Here is an 18188-nt window from a genome sequence, read left to right as displayed (position 1 = left end):
CCACTTTTCGCTTTCGTGGACCTCGGTTCCGGATCATGGTCCCTACATCACGATGACCTTGGCGCCGACCGACGTGCGGTCGTAGAGGTCGATGATGTCCTGGTTCATCAGCCGGATGCAGCCTGACGACATCGCCTTGCCGATCGAATTCCATTCCGGACTGCCGTGCAGGCGGTAGCCCATATCACCGCCCTTGTTGAACAGATACATGGCGCGCGCGCCGAGCGGGTTCTTCAGGCCCGGCTCCATGCCGCTCGCGAACTTCGCTAGCTCCGGCTGGCGCTGGATCATCTGCCGCGGCGGCGTCCAGGTAGGCCATTCGCGCTTCAGCGCGATATGGGCGGTCCCGTGCCATTCAAAGCCTTCGCGGCCGACGCCGATCCCGTAGCGGATCGCCCGGCCGTCGCCTTCGACGAAGTAGAGAAACTTGTTCTGGGTATCGACGACAATGGTGCCCGGCTTTTCCGAGGTGTCGTAGTTCACCTCTTGCCGGTGGTACTTCAGCGGCACCCTCTCGATCGGGATGCGCGGCAGTTGGTAGCCTGCATCGTTCACCGAACCGTAGTTGTTGGTGAACAGTTGCGAGCCGATCGTGCTGCAACCCGAGATCGCGGCCGACAACGCAAGTGCGGCGACGATTGCAAATGACTTCATGCGCATGAAATGGTCCGATGCCCCGCCAAGATGTCGCGACACGTTACGGCCGCTTTTCCTGAAATCATTCATGCTGGCATTTGCTTTGCTTGCCAAGCGCGCGATGCCTATATGCAGGAGCTTACGTGCCGGTAAGCCGTCAACTATGGCATTTCGGCAACAGGACTCACGGGATTGTGAAGGAAAAACAATGGGCGGCCCTGTCGGATAGCCTAGAATCAGGGAACCACATCGAGGAATCACAATGAATGTAGGCGATGCCGCGGCGCGGTCCGGCCTGCCGGCCAAGACCATCCGCTACTATGAAGAGATCGGCCTGATCGCGCCGGCACGCGCCGGCAATGGCTACCGCGATTATTCCAGCGACGACATCCACCGGCTGGCCTTCCTGCGCCGCGCCCGCAACCTCGGCTTTTCAATCGAAGATTGCCGCCAGCTGATGGCGCTCTACCGCGATCGCAGCCGCGCCAGCCACGATGTGCGCGAGATTGCCGCCGCCCATGTCAGCGCCATCGAGGAGAAGGTGCGCGAGCTGCAGTCGATGCGCACGACCTTGCAGACGCTGATCCAGGCCTGCCATGGCGACGACCGGCCGGACTGCCCGATTTTGGATGATATTGCGGGGGCTGCGCTGCTCGAGAACAGGCCGGCTTCGGCCATATAAGTAGTATCTCGACTGACTAAAATATGGGAACGTCCAAGGGACAAGAACGGAACCAAAGCGGTTACATCAGACCTTTGCGTTCACGGCGCAAGACTTTAGTCCGGCCGCCTTACAGCTAAGAACGGAAGTTGATCGGCGGACGCAGGGGCGTTCCGGAGCAATACCAGACCGCGCCAATACAGATATGGTGCGATCGCGGAAGGCGCTCGGATCAAGTCGTAGCCTCAGTTCTGTCAACCGTATAATCGCCGCCATTCCCTACGGCTGGGTAGCGCTAGTGAGCAGTGGGTCATCTAGCTCTGCCTTTATCTTCAGGACGGCATCAACGAGGGAACCGAACTCCTCGACGCTGAATGTGCAACTATCCTGGACCGCTCCCATATGGCTGAGGCGGAAGCGTACGAATTTCCGGTTTTCGGCTGGGATGCGCTTCACCAGAAACATGAATGAATAGGGACCCGCGATCGCTGAGTACCGGCGCAACTCTTCGGTCGCGGGGAAAAGCCGGTTGATGAATCCCAAAAACCCCATGGTGTCTCCCCTCGTGCCAAGGACCGTGCTTCTTATCATTGCGAGAGAAAATTCGCCTATGGGTTTGTCAACCATACGATCGCCATGGTCACACAGGGTTCAAACCGTGAACAAAATCTGGCATGGTGGCTGCCATGCCGATCATCTCCCCGATTCTCCTCAATCCCCTGATCGATGGCCGCCAGTCGGAACGCGCCATGCTGGTGCGGCGTGGCGTGCAGCGGCTGCTTATGCAAATGGGCATGCATGTGCTGCCCGAACTGTCGCTGGCCACCGGGCGGCGCGCCGACCTTGTGGCGCTGACCAGGCAGGGCGACATCTGGATCATCGAGATCAAATCCTCGATCGAGGATTTTCGCGTCGACCGCAAATGGCCTGATTACCGGCTGCACTCCGACCGCTTCTTCTTCGCCACGCATCCCGGCGTGCCCTCGGATATTTTTCCGGAGGAGTGCGGCTTCATCCTGTCCGACGGCTACGGCGCCGAGATTTTGCGCGAGGCGCCCGAGCACCGCATGGCCGCAGCAACGCGCAAGGCGCTGATGCTGCGCATCGCACGCGCAGGTGCGGCGCGGCTGCTGGCGGCGGAACTGGCGGGTGTGGCGGTGCCGGCGCTGGCGGGAGAGAGCGAGTAGACGAAGCTCAAGTTCCTCGCCCCGCTTTGCGGGGGCGAGGAACCCAAGAACACCTACTCCACCACCTCCTCCACCCCTGCCGCCGGCGCCATCAGGAGCACGGCGGCACCCAGCAGCGCTGCAACGAAGGACCCGGCCAGGATGCCGACCTTGACGGCGTCCTGCAGCGCCATGTCGTTGGCGAAGGCGAGCAGGTCGATGAACAGGCTCATGGTGAAGCCGATGCCGCAGAGCAGCGAAATGCCGATCATGTGCAGCCAGCCGGCATTGACCGGCAGGTCGGCGAAGCCGAGCCGGATCGCCAGCGCCGAGGAGCCGAAGACGCCGGCCAGCTTGCCCAGCACCAGGCCGGCGGCAACGCCGAGCGTCAGCGGCTCGACCAGGTCAGAGGCGCTGAGGCCGGCCAGCGACACGCCGGCATTGGCAAAGCCGAAAATCGGGATGACGAAGAAGGGCACGATCTTGTGCAGGCCGTGTTCGAGCCGGTGCAACGGCGAATGGTCGAGATCGTGGCCGCTGCCGGCAGAGATTTTCAGCGGAATGGTGAGCGCCAGCGCGACGCCGGCCAGCGTGGCATGCACGCCCGATTTCAGAACCAGCACCCACAGCACGGCGCCGAGCACTAGGTAGGGCGTCAGCCTCGTCACCCGCATGCGGTTGAGCATGATGAGCACCGCGATGACGGCGAAGGCCGCACCGAGATAGGCCAGCGACAGGCCGCTTGTGTAGAAGATGGCGATGATGATGACGGCGCCGAGATCGTCGATGATGGCGAGCGCGGTGAGAAAGATCTTGAGCGACGCCGGCACGCGGTTGCCGAGCAGCGACAGTACGCCGAGCGCAAAGGCGATGTCGGTGGCGGTCGGGATCGCCCAGCCGGAGAGCGCGGCGGCGTTGTTGCGGTTGATGGCGACATAGACGAGTGCGGGAACCAGCATGCCGCCGGCGGCGGCGACGCCCGGCAGCACGCGGCGCGGCCAGGTCGAGAGCTGACCGTCGAGCATCTCGCGCTTGATCTCGAGGCCGACCAGCAGGAAGAACACCGCCATCAGCCCATCATTGATCCAGTGCGACAGGCTGAGCGGGCCGAGATAGGTGTGGAGAGCGGCGAAATAGGTTTCGGCCAGCGGTGAATTGGCGACGATCAGCGCAAGGGCTGCCGCAACCATCAGGATGATGCCGCCCGCCGCCTCGCCGTCGAGGAATTCGCGAAGGATGGATTTCGGCTGCTTGTCGCGCATGTGTGCTCCGTTGCCGGGTTTTCAGGCGGCGTTATTGCCGATGATGGGCAAAGCTCGATGGCACGGCAAGCGCAACTGTTTCCAGCGTTGGCGCCGCCCCAACCAATCCGCTTGGCGCTGCGGCGGACGCATAGGGGGAGAGAAGTGTCACCTATGTATCCGGTTCAAAGTGTTACCCATCTATCGGCTGGACAGCAGCTTCAGCCTCGCCGTCGTCTCCTGCAACGCCGGCGATTGGCGAAACCGGCGATGAGAGCGCCCCTCTCCCCCGTCTCTATACGGGGAGAGGATGCCGGCAGGCAGGTGAGGGGCAGCGCTGAGGTTCGGCAATTGGCGGCCGGCGCCGCCGGCGCGTGAACCTCAGCGTGGTGCGCGCTTGGCGAGTATCCGCTGCAGCGTGCGGCGATGCATGTTGAGCCGGCGCGCGGTTTCCGACACGTTGCGGTCGCACATTTCGTAGACGCGCTGGATGTGTTCCCAGCGCACCCGGTCGGCCGACATCGGGTTTTCCGGGGGGGCGGCGCGTTCGCCGGCGGTGCGGGTGAGCGCTGCAAACACGTCGTCGGCGTCAGCCGGCTTCGACAGATAGTCGATGGCGCCGAGCTTCACCGCGGTCACCGCGGTGGCGATGTTGCCGTAGCCGGTGAGGATGACGGTGCGGGCATCGTCGCGCTTCTCGCGGATGGCGGCGACGACGTCGAGGCCGTTGCCGTCGCCGAGCCGCATGTCGACCACCGCATAGGCCGGCGGATGGGCGCGCGCCTTGGCCACCGCCTCCTCGACGCTCTCGGCCGTCTCGACCACGAAACCCCTGGTTTCCATGGCGCGGGCCAGCCGCGTCAGGAACGGCTTGTCATCGTCGACGATGAGCAGCGAGGTGTCCTCGCCTTCGACCATTGCGCCAATTGCTTCTTCGCCAGTCATTATCTTAAAAAATCCTGCTGCCTTAATTTTACGCAGATATAGTTCCTGAACGCCATTGTCCAATTTTGCCGCCTCCGCCGGGCTTTTACGCGGTGTCGAACATCGAGATCCCCACCGATTCCGGGTTGAGGAAGACGGTGCGGGGCCACGATATCTGCACGATGGCGCCCTCGCCCAGCCCGCTCGAATTGCGGAAATCGAGCGTGGCGCCGGAGCGTTCGAGCAAGGTCTTGGCAATGAAGAGCCCGAGTCCAAGGCCACCGCCGGCCTCGTTGCCCTGGCGTGTCGACATATAGGGCTCGCCGATGCGATCGATGATTTCGGGGGGAAAGCCCGGCCCGTCATCGATGATCGAGAAGGTGACGTCGAGTTCGTCCCAGCTCCATCGCACCGTCACACTGTTGCGGGCGAAGTCGACGGCGTTCTCGACCAGATTGCCGAGGCCGTAGATGACCCCGGGGTTGCGTCGTCCCACCGGTTCGGGGCCGACGCGCTCGCCGGGCCGAAGCTTGATCGAGATGCCGAAATCGCGGTGCGGCGCCGTCACCTCCTCGACCAGCGAGGTCAGCGGCAGACGGGACAGATGCGCCTCGCCCTCGGAGGACAGGCTGGTCAGCCGCTTCAGGATCTCGCGGCAGCGCTCGCTCTGCGACCGCAACAGCTTCACATCCTCACCATATTTAAGATCGTTGCCCAGCGCCTTCTCCATTTCCTTGGAGACAAGGGCGATGGTGGCGAGCGGCGTGCCGAGCTCGTGCGCGGCGGCGGCGGCGAGCCCATCCAGCGCCGACAGATGCTGTTCGCGTTGCAACACCAGTTCGGTGGCGGCAAGCGCATTGGCGAGCAGGCGGGCTTCCTCGGCGACGCGGAAGGCATAGATGGCGGTGAAGGCGATCGAGGAAAACACCGCCATCCATATGCCGGCGACATAGATGAATGGCATGGGCAGCGGCGCGCCCTCATACCATGGCAGCGGCTGGTGGAAGAAGACCAGCAACGTGGCCGCCGCCATGACCAGCGCGCCGAGCACCGCAGTTAGCCGCAGCGGCAGCGACGCCGCCGAGATGACGACGGGCACGGTCATCAGCACTGAGAACGGGTTGGTGAGGCCGCCAGTCAAATAGAGCAGGCCGGCAAGCTGCAGGCTGTCGAAGGTCAGGATGAAAAAGGCTGAGAACGGGGTCAGCCGGTGCGCTGCCGGATAGCGGAAGGTCAGCACCAGGTTGAGCCAGGCGGAGCAGGCGACCAGCGCGAAGCAGAGGCTGACCGGCAGCGGGAATTTGAGCCCATAGGCGACGACCAGCACCGCCAGGCTCTGGCCGACGATGGCCAGCCAGCGCAGCCGGATCAGCGTGTTGAGGCGCAGCCGCTGGCTTTGCTGGAAGTCTGGCGCGTGCACGATGTTGATCATGGCCAAGGATTATAGCCGGGAAAGGACGAGCGCTAGGTCCCTCGCGGTTTGGCGCGGGCGGTGGCCGCAGCGAGCAGCGGATTTTCCGGCCAGACATGGCGGGGATAGCGGCCGCGCATGTCGGTGCGCACATCGGCCCAGGAGCCGCGCCAGAAGCCGGGCAGGTCGCGCGTCGTCTGGATCGGCCGGTGCGCCGGCGACAACAGCTCGAGCGTCAGCGGCACGGTGCCGTTGGCGATTGCCGGATGGCGGTCAAGGCCGAACAGTTCCTGCACGCGGATGGCCAGCACCGGCCATTCGCCGTCATAGCGGATCGGCACATGGCTGCCGGAGGGCGCGTCGAAATGGGTCGGCGCCAGTGTGCCGACCTTGCGCTGCAATTCGTGCGGCACCAGCGCCATCAGGCCTGACGACAGCACGCCGGGATCGATCGCGGCGAAGGATGCCTTGCCCGAAAGGAACGGCAGCAGCCAGTCGTCGAGGCCTTCGAGCAGGGCGGGTTCCGAAACATCGGGCCAAGGCGCGCCGAGGCCGCGATGCAGCCAGCCGAGCCGTTGGCGCAGCGTCTCGCCGTCCTTGCCCCATTCCAGCAGCGACAGGCCGTGCTCGCGCAAGGCATCTGTTATGGCGCGGTCGGCGTCTGTTCCAGTTGGTGCGGGCAGCATGCGCTCCGACAAAGTGATGGCGCCGAGCCTGGCGGTCTCGCGCACGCGCGCCGCGCGCCGCTCGCGGTCGAAGCTTGTCTCGCGGCGCGTCTCGATCCTGTCGGAGAGTGCGGCGCGGATGTCGGCCTCGTCGACGGCTGCCGCCGCCGTGATGCGGGCATTTTGCGCCTTGCCTTGCAGATCGGCGACGACCAGCCAGCTCTCGCCGGCCAGCGGATCGGCGGCGTCGAGCATGGCGCCGGAGCCGTTGGCGAGCACAAAACGCCCGCGCTCGCCGCGCGCTCTGGCGACACGGTCTGGCCAGGCGTGGATGAGGAGAAGACCGGCAGAAGCGGTTTCGCTGCTCTTGGCGCCGCCCGCCTCCTTCGCCAATCGCCCGGCAAGCTGCCTTGCCGCAACAGCGCGCGGTGACTTTTCCGTGCGGAAGCGCATCAGGCGCCGTTCGAGGTCGGCGCCGTCGCCGCCAAGGCCACGCTCGGTGAGCAGGACGGCTAGCATCGCAGCCTCGAGCGCGTGGCCGCCGCCAGCGGCTTCAGCGACCATGTGTGCGAGCCGCACGGGCAGCGCCAGCTTGCGCATCGCGCCGCCCGCCTCCGTCAGCCGGCCGGCCGCATCGATGGCGTGCAGCGCCAGGAGCAGCGCCCGCGCCTCGTTGAGCGCGGGAATGGGCGGCGGATCGAGGAAGGACAGGCTTGCGGGATCGGCGACGCCGAAGGCGGCGCAATCGAGCAGTAGGCCGGACAGGTCGGCTTCGAGAATCTCGGGTGGAGTGAAGGCGGGAAGGGCCGCCGTCTGCTCGGCCCGCCAAAGGCGGATGGCGACGCCTGGCTGCGTGCGTCCGGCGCGACCGGCGCGCTGGTCGGCGGACGCCCTGGAAACGCGCACCGTCTCCAGCCGGGTCAGGCCGCTCGCCGGTTCGTAGCGCGGCAGCCGCGACAGGCCGGAATCGATGACGACGCGCACGCCGTCGATGGTGATCGAGGTCTCGGCGATCGACGTCGCCAGCACCACCTTGCGGCGGCCGGGCGGCGCCGGTTTGATGGCGGCATCCTGCGCCCTGTTGTCGAGCTGGCCGTAGAGCGGCACGATGTCGGTGTCGGCGCCGAGCCGGCCCTGCAGCCGCTCGGCCGTGCGCTCGATCTCGCGCTGTCCCGGCAGGAAGGCGAGCACGCTGCCGCTCTCGCCGGCAAGAGCGGAGCGGATCGCCTTGGCCATGGCGTCTTCGATGGGAACGCCGGCTGGCCGCTCGTCGTATCTGACATCGACGGGGAACGCACGGCCTTGGCTTTCGATCACCGGGGCGCCGGACAGGAGTTTCGCGACGCGCGCGCCATCGAGCGTTGCCGACATCACCAGCAAGCGCAAATCGGGCCGCAGCGCGCCCTGCACATCGAGCGCCAAAGCGAGGCCAAAATCGCCGTCGAGCGAGCGCTCGTGGAATTCGTCGAAAATCACCGCCGAGACGCCGGGCAGCTCGGGATCGTCGAGGATCATGCGCGCCAGGACGCCTTCGGTGACGACCAGGATTTTTGTCCGGGCCGATGTGCGGTTTTCCATGCGCATGGCATAGCCGACGGTGGCGCCGGGCTCTTCATCAAGCAATTCGGCCATGCGGCGGGCGGCGGCGCGGGCGGCCAGCCGGCGCGGTTCGAGCAGGACGATCTTGCCGGCGACCAGCCAGGGCGCATCGAGCAGCGCCAGCGGGACCAGCGTCGTCTTGCCGGCGCCAGGCGGCGCCACCAGGACGGCGCTGTTGCCGGAGCCGAGCGCCTCGCTCAGGGCCGGCAGCACGGCGGATACCGGAAGCTCCGGCAAGGATCTCGTCGTCATTGCGTCCGCATATCAGCGGTCACTGTGGCCATGCAACCGGATCAAAGCCTCGTGCGCGCAAACGGGTTCCAGCGCACCGTGCCCAGCCGCACCTCCTCGCGCACCATGGTGAGCAGGCCGGACGCGCCAACGACGGCCAAGCCGACCAGCGATATCCAGTCCGGATACTCCTTGAAGAACAACGCACCGAGGATCACCGCCCAGACGATCTGCGAATAATGCGTCGGCGCGATGCGGTTGGCCGGTGCGTATTTGGCGGCCAGCAGCTGCAGCAATTGGCCGCCGGCGGTAAAGGCGCCGCCCAGCACCAGCCACAGCAGCTGCATGGCGTTGGGGAGGGTGAACGATGTGGCGATGGTGCCGGCCCCGTTGAACAGCAGCCCGTAACCGATGAGCACGCCGAGCATGGTGGTGCGCTTTTCCTGCTGGGCGAGCGACCGCATCAGGATGACGCTGGCCGCGGCAAGGAAGGCCACCGTGAAGGCGGCAAGGTGTCCGAGATGCAACTCGCGAAAACCTGGCCGCACCACCAGCATGACACCTGCAAAGCCGGCAACCACCGCCAGCCAGCGCCATGGACCGACCTTTTCCTTCAGGATGACGCTCGAGAGAATGGTAACGCAAAGCGGCGCCAGGAAGATCAGTGCATAGGTCTCGGCCAGCGGAATGGTGGTGAAGGCGTAGACGCTGAGCACGCCCGAGGCGATGCCGGCCCAGGCGCGGGCCTGCACCGCCCATGGCCGCCCGGTGCGCCAGAAGTCGCGCCAGCGCTCATCGACTGGGCGGCTGAAAAACAGGAAGCAGCCGGCAAACAGCGTGATGAAGAAGCCGATCTCGAAGACGGTGAACTGTCCGCCAAGGCTCTTGATAACGGCATCACTGCACGAATAGCTTGCATAGGCGATGAGGGCGAGCAGGATTCCGTTCGTCACGTTGTTCCATTTCCGGGGAGAGTGCAGTGAAGGTATTGGCGCTCGGCGCGCATCCCGACGACATCGAGATATTCATGTTCGGTACGCTGGCTGCCTATGCCACGCAAGGCGCAGAACTGACTTTTGCCGTGGCCACGGATGGCGCCAGGGGCGGCATGGGCGACCCGAGCGTTTTGGCTCGTGTCCGCCGCGACGAGGCGGCGGCCGCTGCGGCGCTGCTCGGCGCAACCCTTCGCTTTCTCGACTTTCCCGACGGCGAACTGGTGGCTGATGCGGAACTGATCGCTTCGCTGAAAGCGCTGATACGCGAGACCGCGGCGGATCTGGTTATCACGCATGCCCCCAACGACTATCACGCCGACCATCGTGCTTTGTCGGACGGCGTGCGCATCGCGGCCTCGTTCGGCGTCCCCGTGCTGCATGCCGACACGATGGGCGGCACCGGCTTTGCGCCGACGCATTACGTCGACATTTCCGCCTACGGCGATATCAAGACGCAGGCGATCCGAGCGCACCAATCGCAGTGGCCGGAGCAATATGTCGACAGAGCGCGCGTTCAGAATGAGTTTCGCGCCGGGCAATGCAACAGCGTTCCCGGCTCCCTGGCCGAGGCCTTCCGATTCGAGCTGACATTTCCCTTCGCCGACATCCGCGCGCTGCTGCCGCCCGCGCCCCCTGTCCGGCCGGTGACGCCGCAGACGAAAATTATAGGCGACCCCTGCTAAGCAACTTCCGGGCGAGCCGTCCGGCAAATCATTTCCCAACGATTTCAATCGCCGTTTGGCCATGTTGCGGCGCAGCGACGAATTCGCTTGCCTTGTTTAGTAAAAATTGCATCACTAAACAAATTACTAAACATCTGCGGTGGACCGCGCCGCCCTGGCGACGCATAGCGCGCCGTGTTTAGGCCCTCGGAGGAGCGAGGGCTGAGGGGTTCTTGAAACGGCCATCCGGGCGCGTTTCGCAAATGGGAGGAAGGCATGAAATCGAGCTTGAAACTGGCGTTGGGACTGACCTCGGCGATTACCGCGTCGACAGCCGTCTCGAACGTTGCGCACGCTGAAGACCTGACGCTTTGCTGGGCCGCCTGGGATCCGGCAAACGCGCTGGTCGAACTGTCCAAGGATTTTACCAAGGAAACCGGCATCGGCATGAAATTCGAATTCGTGCCGTGGACCAACTATGCCGACCGCTTCCTCAACGAGCTCAACTCGCACGGCAAACTGTGCGACCTGATCATCGGCGACAGCCAGTGGATCGGCGGCTCGGCCGAGAACGGCCACTACGTCAAGCTGAACGACTTCTTCGACAAGGAGAAGATCAGCATGGACGACTTTGTGCCGGCAACAGTCGTCGGCTATTCCGAATGGCCGAAGAACACGCCGAATTACTGGGCGCTGCCGGCCATGGGCGACGTCGTCGGCTGGACCTACCGCAAGGATTGGTTCTCCAAGCCGGAGCTGCAAAAGGAATTCAAGGAAAAATATGGCTGGGATCTCGGCCCGCCGACCACCTTCGACCAACTGAAGCAGGTCGCCGAGTTCTTCCAGAAGCGCGAGATCGACGGCAAGACCGTCTATGGCGCTTCGATCTACACCGAGCGTGGCTCGGAAGGCATCACCATGGGCGCCATGGACGTGCTCTACAGCTACGGCTTCCAGTATGAAAACCCCAAGAAGCCCTACGAGATGGAAGGCTTCGTCAATTCGCCAGACGCGGTCAAAGGCCTGGAGTTCTACAAGTCGCTCTACGATTGCTGCACGCCTCCGGGTGCCTCGAACAGCTATATGGGCGAAGGCGTCGACGCCTTCAAATCCGGTCAGGTGGCCATGCACATGAACTTCGCCTTCACCTGGCCCGGCCTGCAGAAGGACGAGAATGTCGGCGGCGACAAGATCGGCTACTTCGTCAATCCGAAGGGTCCCGGTGGCGCCCAGTTTGCGCAGCTTGGCGGCCAGGGCATTTCGGTGGTGTCCTATTCAGACAAGCAGGAATCGGCGCTGAAATTCATCAAGTGGTTCGCCAACAAGGATGTGCAGGCCAAATGGTGGTCGCTCGGCGGCTATTCCTGCCTGAACGCGGTTGTCAAGGACCCGGCCTTCCCGTCCAGCCAGCCTTATGCGCAGACCTTCCTCGACTCGATGGCGATCGTGAAGGACTTCTGGGCCGAGCCGAGCTACGCACCGCTGCTGCAGGCGTCGCAGAAGCGCTTCCACGACTATGTCGTTGCCGGCCAGGGTTCGGCCAAGGACGCGCTTGACGGCCTGGTCAAGGACTGGACGCAAGTGTTCCAGGACGACGGCAAGATGTAACCGGACCAACGGCTCCTCCCGAGCCTGACCCCAGAGGCGGATGATTTTCAGGCGGAATCGACCAGAAATCATCCGCCTCAGGGCTAGAAAGAGAGAGAGCATGATGTCGTCCGAAAACCGCTTCACACTTTTCGGCATCATGCTCTTGGTCCCGTGCTGCCCTTGGCACGGGACGCAGTTCAGATAAATTCCAGTGTCGAGACTTGACGTGACCGAAGCAGGACTCACCATGCTGAATCGGACTGCGGAGAACGTTGCCCGGGCGACCCCGGAGCCGTTGGCCCGCAAGGCCCGGGGCATCAGCGACAAGGGCCTCGCCTGGCTGTTCATCTCGCCGACGATCCTGTTGCTCTTGGCCATCAACATCTTCCCGCTGTTCTGGGCGATCTACCTGTCCTTCACCAACTTCCGGGCGAACCGCCCGAACGAGGTGGTGAAGAACCTCGGCTTCGCCAATTACCAGCGCATCCTCGGCGACCAGGACATCTGGATCGCCATGCAGACGACGGCGCATTTCGTGTTCTGGACGATCCTGCTGCAGACGCTGATCGGCTTCACGCTGGCCTGGCTGATCGACCGCAAATTCCGCGGCCACGCCTTCTGGACGACAATCATCCTGGTGCCGATGATGCTGTCGCCAGCGGTGGTCGGCAATTTCTGGCGCTTCCTCTACGAGCCGCAGATCGGCCTGTTCGCCTATGCCATCTCGTTCGTCACCCGGATACCACCGACCGACATCCAGATGCTGTCCAACGTGTCGCTGGCGCCGTGGTCGATCATCATCGTCGACACCTGGATGTGGACGCCCTATGTGATGCTGATCTGTCTCGCCGGCCTGCGCTCCATCCCCGAATACATCTATGAAGCCGCCGAGGTCGACCGCGCGTCCAACTGGCGGCAGTTCTGGTCGATCACGCTGCCGATGGCGCTGCCCTTCATCATGCTGGCAGTGCTGTTTCGCGGCATCGAGAACTTCAAAATGTTCGACATGGTCAACCTGCTGACCGGTGGCGGGCCGGGCTCGACCACCGAGGTCGCTTCCATCACGCTGAAACGGCAGGCGTTCGAGAGCTGGCGCACCGGCTATTCCTCAGCCTTCGCCATCATCCTGTTCGTCGCGGTGTTCGGGCTGGCCAACATCTACGTCAAGGCGCTGAACAAGGTGAAGCAGAGATGAGCCTGACCACCGCCCACTCCGTCGTCGCCCCCTCGGCCAATTCGAAGCGGATCGCCGGCACGATCATCGTGCTCTACGCGCTGATCTCGATCGTGCCGCTGCTGTGGATCTTCGCCACCAGCTTCAAGACGCCGCCGGATTCGATCGCCTATCCGCCCAAGATTCTGTTCCAGCCGAGCATCGAGGGCTATTGCAACCTGTTCACGACGCGCACCAGGCAAACGCCCGAGTACATCAACTCGCTCGGACCCGCGACCGGTTTCTGCGACGAGACCTCGCGCAAGCGCAACATGGTGATTGCCGGCCCGTCCAATTTCCTGCCGCGCTTCGTCAATTCGCTGATCATCGCCTTCGGCTCGACCTTCTGCGCGGTCTTCCTCGGCACGCTGTCTGCCTATGGTTTCTCGCGCTTCAAGGTGCCGCTGGCCGATGACCTTCTGTTCTTCATCCTGTCGACGCGCTTCATGCCGCCGATCGCGGTCGCGATTCCCATCTACCTGATGTACCGCGAGCTCGGCCTGTCCGACACCGCGCTGGGCATGATCCTGCTCTACACCGCGGTCAACGTGTCACTCGCGGTGTGGCTGCTGAAAGGCTTCATCGACGAGATCCCGCGCGAGTATGAGGAAGCGGCGATGATCGACGGCTATACCAGGCTGCAGGCCTTCTGGCGCACCGTGCTGCCGCAAGCGACTACCGGCATCGCCGCGACCGCCATCTTCTGCCTGATCTTCGCCTGGAACGAATATGCCTTCGCCGCACTCTTGACGTCCGGCACCGCGCAGACCGCGCCGCCCTTCATCCCGACCATCATCGGCGAAGGCGGCCAGGACTGGCCGGCGGTGGCGGCCGGCACGACGATCTTCCTGGTGCCGATCCTGGTTTTCACCGTCCTGCTTCGCAAACAATTGCTGCGCGGCATCACTTTTGGGGCGGTGCGCAAATGATTGATGTGCCAGGTCGACCCCCACTCCCTCGAGCTTCGCTCGACACCTCTCCCCCGATCGACGGGGTAGAGGAAGGACGCGAACTTCATTCAGCCAGGCTCCCTTCCTCTCCCTCCGGAGGGGGGAGAGGTGGCGCTGCGAAGCAGCGACGGAGTGGGGGAACCACCTGGCAACCGTCTCGCCCCGTTGCCGGGCAGAAGGAAGGCAGCTACGCATGACGCGCCCAGCCATCTCCAAAAAGTCATCCTGGCCTCGCTGGGCCCGGCGCGGCCTCATGGAAAATATCGCCACGACGCTGATCGCCATTGGATTCCTGATGCTGTTCCAGCCCTTCGCGCTGGCGCTCTACACCTACTCCTTCATCACCATGCTCGCCGGCACGGTGATGTTCATCATCGTCTCGAAATTCCCGGAATAATCATGGCCGAAATCCGCGTCCAACATTTGAGAAAGGCCTTCGGCGATTTCGTCGCCGTGCAGGATTCCAGCTTCGTCGTCGAGGATGGCGAGTTCTTCGTGATGCTTGGGCCGTCAGGCTGCGGCAAGACGACGACGCTGCGCATGATCGCCGGGCTCGAACTGCCGACCGGCGGCCAGATCCTGCTCGGCGGCGAGGATGTCACCATGCGCCGGGCGCGGGAGCGCGACATTGCCTTCGTGTTCCAGCTGTTCGCGCTCTATCCGCATATGAATGTGCGCAAGAACATCGGCTTCCCGCTGCTGGCGCAAGGCATGCCGTCCGCCGAGATTCGAAGCCGTGTCGAGGAAACGGCGAAGCTGCTGCGCATCGACCACCTGCTCAACAAATCGGTCTCAGGGCTTGCCGGCGGCGACCGCCAGCGGGTCGCGCTCGGCCGTGCCATCGTGCGGCGGCCAAAGTGTTTTCTGATGGACGAGCCGCTCGGCACGCTCGACACCGAATTCCGCGATCTGATGGTGCATGAGCTGCGCGAGCTGCACAACCGCATCCACGCCACCACCGTCTATGTCACGCACGACCAGATGGAAGCGATGTCGATGGCCGACAAGATCGCCGTCATGAACCATGGCGTCATCGAACAGTTCGGCAGCCCGCGCGAAATCTACGACCGCCCGGCAACCATGTTCGTCGCCGACTTCATCGGCTCGCCGCCGATGAATTTCCTGGGCTTCGGTGGCGGGCTGGCGAAGGGGGCGAAGGAAATCGTCGTCCAGGGCGCCAAGGTGGCGGTGCCGGAAGTGCGCGAGGAAATTGCGCCCGCCGACATGGCGCTCGGCATCCGTCCCGAGCACATCCGTTTCGACGATGCGTCGAAACTGCGCGGCGCCATCTACGGCACCGAATATCTCGGCACGACGCAGATCGTGGCGGTGGAGACGGCGGACGGCATCATCAAGGCGCGGGTGCCGGCCGAAATCCGGCTCGCTGCCGGCGATCACGTCGGGCTGACGTTGAACAGCGCGCGGCTGTCGCTGTTCGACAAGGGCTCGGGTCGGGCGGTGCGCACCGCGATCCACGATACCGCCTCTCAAGGGAGAGCGCAGCATGGCTGACGTGCACATCAAGGGCGTGACCAAAAGCTTTGGCGATCATGTCGCCGTCAATGGCCTCGACCTTAACATCGCCGATGGCGAATTCGTCGTGCTGCTCGGCCCGACCGGCGCCGGCAAGACGACGACGCTGAGATTGATCGCCGGACTGGAGCGGCCGGAGGGCGGCAGGATCGATATTGGCGACCACGATGCGACGACGCTGTCGCCGGCCGAGCGCGACACCGCTTTCGTCTTCCAGCAATATTCGCTCTACCCGCATCTGTCAGTCTACGACAACCTCGCCTTCCCGCTGCGCTCGCCGGCGCGGAAAGTACCGGAGGACCAGATTCGCCGCCGCGTCGAAGAGGTGGCAAAGATGGTGCGCATCCACCACAAGCTCGCCAACCGCTCGACCAAGCTGTCGGGCGGCGAGATGCAGCGCGTCGCCATCGGCCGAGCGTTGGTGCGCAAACCGTCGATCTATCTGATGGACGAACCGCTGTCGTCGCTGGATGCCAAATTGCGCGCCGATCTCAGGCTCGAACTCAAGCGCATCCAGGCCGAACTCGGCGCCACCATGCTCTATGTCACGCACGACCAGATCGAGGCGATGACCATGGCCGATCGCATCGGCATCCTCAATGACGGCGTGCTGGTGCAGATCGGCACGCCGCGCACAATCTATTCGGAGCCGGCCAACCTTCATGTCGCGGCCCGCCTCGGCCAGCCGGCGATCAACCTGCTGCCGGCCGGGCTGCTGCCTGATGGTGGGGCGCCGACCGGAACCAAGACCATCGGCGCGCGCACCGAGCATCTGTCGATCGAGAAGACCGCAAGCGGCCATGCCGACGGCGTCGTCGACTGGGTCGAACATCTCGGGGACCAGAACCATCTGCATGTTACGGTCGGCCCGAAGAAACTGGTGACGCTCACCGACCCCGATACGGATCTGGCCGAGGGCGACAAAGTGGTGATCCGCTACCGCTCGCCACTTTATTTCGGCGCCGACGGACAAAGACTGATGTGAGGTTTTCGGTGTCTCGCCAAGGGCACGGCACCGGCTTCTGATTGACGAATACAGGACGAATTCGATGAAGCACTTTTTCAACCGCAGGGAAACGATCGTCACCGAGGCGCTGGACGGGCTGTTGCGGACTATCGGTTCCGGCGATCTCGCCCGCCTCGACGGCTATCCCGAGATCAAGGTCGTGCTGCGCGCCGACTGGGACAAGGCAAAGGTTGCGGTCGTCTCCGGCGGCGGTGCCGGGCACGAGCCGTCGCATGCCGGGTTTGTCGGCAAGGGCATGCTGACGGCGGCGGTCTCGGGCGAGATCTTTGCCTCGCCCAGCGTCGAGGCGGTCCTGGCGGCCATTCGCGCGGTGACCGGCCCGGCTGGCTGCCTGCTGATCGTCAAGAACTACACCGGCGACCGCCTCAATTTCGGCCTCGCGGCCGAGAAGGCGCGCGCCGAGGGGTTTCGCGTCGAGATGGCGATCGTCGCCGACGACATTGCCTTGCCCGATATCAACCAGCCGCGCGGCGTCGCCGGCACCTTGTTCGTGCACAAGATATCAGGCCATTTGTCGGAGACGGGAAGCGGTCTGACAGCGATCGCGACAGCGGCTCGCGCGGCGGCGAAGGACATCATCTCGCTCGGCATGTCGCTGTCGTCCTGCTCGATCCCCGGCCAGCCACATGAAGAGCGGTTCGGCGAAAATGACGGCGAACTCGGCCTCGGCATCCATGGCGAGCCGGGCGTCGAGCGCATCGCCGTGCAGAGCGCCGACAGACTTGTGGCGATCATGGCGGAGCGGCTGGCCGCGCGGCTCGACCCGAACGCCAGCCACGCGTTGCTCATCAACAATCTCGGCTCGGTGCCGCCGCTCGAAATGTCGCTGGTCGCCAATGCCGTGCTGGCCTCGCCGCTGGCCAAGACCGTGAAGCTTGCGATCGGCCCCGGACCGCTGATGACGGCGCTCAACATGAACGGTTTTTCGCTGTCGCTGATCAAGCTCGATGCGGCGCGCGAGGCAGCCTTGCTGGCGCCTGTCGGCCCACATGCCTGGATGCCGGCCAAAACCGTCGTCGCGCCGGCTATCGTGCCTATGGCGAAAGCGGCTGGAAACAGCGCAGCCCAAAGGGCCAGCCAGGATTCCGGCACCAGGCGTTTGATCATCACGGTCTGCGAACGGCTGATCGCGCTCGAAGAGACACTGAACGGGCTCGACGCCAAGGCGGGCGATGGCGATACCGGTTCGACGGTTGCGACCGGCGCGCGCAGCGTGCTGGAACGGCTCGATGCGCTGCCGCTGGCCGACCCTGCCGCCACGCTTGCGGCTATAGGCGATAGTCTGGGCGTCGCAATGGGCGGCTCCTCAGGCGTCCTGCTGTCGATCTTCTTCACGGCGGCGGCTCAGGCTTCGAATGGCGGAGCAACCCTGTCCAAGGCGCTGCTTGCCGGGCTCGACCGCATTACTTTTTACGGTGGCGCCAGGGTCGGCGACCGCACCATGGTCGATGCCTTGGAGCCGGCGCTGAAGGCGCTCGATGCCAAGGGGCTGGATGCCGCGGCTACAGCGGCACGGCACGGCGCCGAGGCGACCGCTGCCATGGAGAAGGCGAAGGCCGGACGCTCCGCCTATGTTGGCGCCAAATTGCAAGGCGTAGTCGACCCTGGCGCCCATGCCGTGGCCGAAGTGTTCGCGGCCGCCGCCGCGCTGCATGCAGCGGCCTGACGGCATGCTTCGATTGTC

At 64.3% G+C, this 18188-nt stretch carries 17 protein-coding genes; 10 read left to right on the top strand and 7 right to left on the bottom strand.

All coding sequences use genetic code 11. The features are described 5' to 3' along the window. Nucleotides 1-42: 42 nt before the first annotated feature. On the bottom strand, nucleotides 43-660 hold the full coding sequence (locus NKJ76_RS08925; RefSeq protein ID WP_023692663.1) for a L,D-transpeptidase: 618 nt from the start codon (nucleotides 658-660) through the stop codon (nucleotides 43-45). A 238-nt stretch (nucleotides 661-898) separates the two neighbouring features. On the opposite strand from NKJ76_RS08925, the gene cueR reads away from it, so the two are divergent. Next, on the top strand, nucleotides 899-1318 hold the full coding sequence (cueR, locus tag NKJ76_RS08920; RefSeq protein ID WP_023690019.1) for a Cu(I)-responsive transcriptional regulator: 420 nt from the start codon (nucleotides 899-901) through the stop codon (nucleotides 1316-1318). A 258-nt stretch (nucleotides 1319-1576) separates the two neighbouring features. On the opposite strand, the gene NKJ76_RS08915 is transcribed toward cueR, so the two are convergent. Beyond that, on the bottom strand, nucleotides 1577-1924 hold the full coding sequence (locus NKJ76_RS08915; protein WP_023822840.1) for a hypothetical protein: 348 nt from the start codon (nucleotides 1922-1924) through the stop codon (nucleotides 1577-1579). Nucleotides 1925-1983: 59 nt separating this feature from the next. Here NKJ76_RS08915 and NKJ76_RS08910 point away from each other — a divergent pair, with 59 nt between their 5' ends. After that, nucleotides 1984-2484 carry an MmcB family DNA repair protein gene (locus NKJ76_RS08910; protein WP_352537239.1) on the top strand — a complete coding sequence of 167 codons (501 nt, stop codon included), beginning with the start codon at nucleotides 1984-1986 and terminating at the stop codon, nucleotides 2482-2484. 53 nt (nucleotides 2485-2537) lie between these two features. Here NKJ76_RS08910 and nhaA read toward each other — a convergent pair whose 3' ends face one another. The 5 genes from nhaA to NKJ76_RS08885 form a co-directional block, all read right to left on the bottom strand. Beyond that, nucleotides 2538-3725: a Na+/H+ antiporter NhaA gene (nhaA, locus tag NKJ76_RS08905; RefSeq protein ID WP_352537238.1), complete on the bottom strand. Its 1188-nt coding sequence runs from the start codon at nucleotides 3723-3725 to the stop codon at nucleotides 2538-2540. Nucleotides 3726-4085: 360 nt separating this feature from the next. Then, the gene (locus tag NKJ76_RS08900; protein ID WP_023672848.1) at nucleotides 4086-4649 is read right to left on the bottom strand and encodes an ActR/PrrA/RegA family redox response regulator transcription factor; all 564 of its coding nucleotides are present in this window, start codon (nucleotides 4647-4649) and stop codon (nucleotides 4086-4088) included. Between the two features lie 85 nt (nucleotides 4650-4734). Next, nucleotides 4735-6060, bottom strand: coding sequence for an ActS/PrrB/RegB family redox-sensitive histidine kinase (locus NKJ76_RS08895; protein WP_023703121.1), 1326 nt, complete (start codon nucleotides 6058-6060; stop codon nucleotides 4735-4737). A gap of 32 nt (nucleotides 6061-6092) precedes the next feature. After that, nucleotides 6093-8555, bottom strand: a complete 2463-nt coding sequence (gene hrpB, locus NKJ76_RS08890; RefSeq protein ID WP_352537237.1) for an ATP-dependent helicase HrpB — start codon at nucleotides 8553-8555, stop codon at nucleotides 6093-6095. Nucleotides 8556-8596: 41 nt separating this feature from the next. Beyond that, the gene (locus NKJ76_RS08885) at nucleotides 8597-9487 is read right to left on the bottom strand and encodes a DMT family transporter (RefSeq protein WP_352537236.1); all 891 of its coding nucleotides are present in this window, start codon (nucleotides 9485-9487) and stop codon (nucleotides 8597-8599) included. Nucleotides 9488-9513: 26 nt separating this feature from the next. Here NKJ76_RS08885 and NKJ76_RS08880 point away from each other — a divergent pair, with 26 nt between their 5' ends. The 8 genes from NKJ76_RS08880 to NKJ76_RS08845 all read left to right on the top strand — a co-directional run bounded on the left by NKJ76_RS08880 (nucleotide 9514) and on the right by NKJ76_RS08845 (nucleotide 18170). After that, the gene (locus NKJ76_RS08880; RefSeq protein WP_023703560.1) at nucleotides 9514-10212 is read left to right on the top strand and encodes a PIG-L deacetylase family protein; all 699 of its coding nucleotides are present in this window, start codon (nucleotides 9514-9516) and stop codon (nucleotides 10210-10212) included. Between the two features lie 255 nt (nucleotides 10213-10467). Further along, nucleotides 10468-11799: an ABC transporter substrate-binding protein gene (locus NKJ76_RS08875; RefSeq protein WP_023703561.1), complete on the top strand. Its 1332-nt coding sequence runs from the start codon at nucleotides 10468-10470 to the stop codon at nucleotides 11797-11799. A gap of 229 nt (nucleotides 11800-12028) precedes the next feature. Next, on the top strand, nucleotides 12029-12976 hold the full coding sequence (locus tag NKJ76_RS08870) for a carbohydrate ABC transporter permease (protein WP_352537235.1): 948 nt from the start codon (nucleotides 12029-12031) through the stop codon (nucleotides 12974-12976). After that, nucleotides 12973-13923: a carbohydrate ABC transporter permease gene (locus tag NKJ76_RS08865; protein ID WP_023690009.1), complete on the top strand. Its 951-nt coding sequence runs from the start codon at nucleotides 12973-12975 to the stop codon at nucleotides 13921-13923. The genes NKJ76_RS08870 and NKJ76_RS08865 overlap by 4 nt, the downstream gene beginning before the upstream one ends. Nucleotides 13924-14137: 214 nt before the next feature. Beyond that, nucleotides 14138-14341: a hypothetical protein gene (locus tag NKJ76_RS08860; protein ID WP_023668776.1), complete on the top strand. Its 204-nt coding sequence runs from the start codon at nucleotides 14138-14140 to the stop codon at nucleotides 14339-14341. A gap of 2 nt (nucleotides 14342-14343) precedes the next feature. Beyond that, the gene (locus NKJ76_RS08855) at nucleotides 14344-15456 is read left to right on the top strand and encodes an ABC transporter ATP-binding protein (RefSeq protein ID WP_023684204.1); all 1113 of its coding nucleotides are present in this window, start codon (nucleotides 14344-14346) and stop codon (nucleotides 15454-15456) included. Next, nucleotides 15449-16462, top strand: a complete 1014-nt coding sequence (locus NKJ76_RS08850) for an ABC transporter ATP-binding protein (RefSeq protein ID WP_352537234.1) — start codon at nucleotides 15449-15451, stop codon at nucleotides 16460-16462. The genes NKJ76_RS08855 and NKJ76_RS08850 overlap by 8 nt, the downstream gene beginning before the upstream one ends. Before the next feature lie 64 nt (nucleotides 16463-16526). Then, on the top strand, nucleotides 16527-18170 hold the full coding sequence (locus NKJ76_RS08845; protein ID WP_352537233.1) for a dihydroxyacetone kinase subunit DhaK: 1644 nt from the start codon (nucleotides 16527-16529) through the stop codon (nucleotides 18168-18170). Nucleotides 18171-18188: the final 18 nt, after the last annotated feature.

It is taken from the genome of Mesorhizobium sp. M0029 (assembly GCF_040323735.1).
Lineage (GTDB): Bacteria > Pseudomonadota > Alphaproteobacteria > Rhizobiales > Rhizobiaceae > Mesorhizobium.
This window is presented reverse-complemented; position numbering and strand designations above follow the sequence as displayed.